Raw genomic sequence first — 824 nt, 5'->3', positions numbered from 1 at the left:
CCCATGACCGGGGGCAGCGGCGGCAGGCTGTGCAGCTGGCTGGCCGGGCGCAGCACGCCGTCGCGCATCTCGACCACGCGCCGGGCGGTGGCGATCGTCTCGGGCCGGTGCGCGACCATGATGCGGGTGATGTTGAGCGCGGCGAGGTTCGCGTTGACCTCGGCCTCCTTGCTCTGATCGAGATTGGCGGTGCCTTCGTCGAGCAGCAGGATCTTCGGCCGGTGATAGAGCGCGCGGGCGAGGAACAGCCGCTGCTTCTGCCCGCCGGAGAACGACGCGCCCATTTCGCCGACCAAAGTGTCATATCCCATCGGGAAGGCGGCGATCTCGTCATGGATGCACGCGAGCTGCGCACAATGCAGCACGAACTCCAGGTCCATGTCGGGATCGAAGAACGCGATATTCTCCGCGACGCTGCCCGCATAGAGCACGTCGTCCTGCATCACGGTGGCGAACAGGAGGCGGAAATTGTCCACGCCGACGCGCGAGAGCGGCTCGCCATCGATCAGGATCTGGCCCGATGTCGGCGCATAGAGCCCCATGATCAGCTTGAGCAGCGTCGACTTGCCGCCGCCCGACGGGCCGGTGATCGCCAGCGAATCCCCCGGCGGAATGACCAGATCGACCCCGCGCACGATCTCCGGATCGTCCTTGCCATAGGCGAAGCGCACGTCCTTCAACGTGATCTCGCCGCGCAGCGGAGCGCGGCCCGTGCGGCTTCCGGAGCCGCGCGTATCCTCGGGCTTTTCCAGCGCGATATCGGCGAGCCTGTGGATTCACGTTTGAAGTGCAACACTGGTTTGAATGTCATGGAATGCCTCTTC

The 824-nt window shown here is 65.5% G+C and carries 1 protein-coding gene; it reads right to left on the bottom strand.

Translation table 11 applies throughout. The annotated features are described in order from the left end of the window. On the bottom strand, positions 1 to 671 hold a 671-nt coding region (locus tag DM995_RS20430; RefSeq protein WP_232824591.1), incomplete at its 3' end, for an ATP-binding cassette domain-containing protein. Positions 672 to 824: the final 153 nt, after the last annotated feature.

It is taken from the genome of Blastomonas sp. UPD001 (assembly GCF_003426715.1).
Classification (GTDB): Bacteria; Pseudomonadota; Alphaproteobacteria; order Sphingomonadales; family Sphingomonadaceae; genus Blastomonas.
This window is presented reverse-complemented; position numbering and strand designations above follow the sequence as displayed.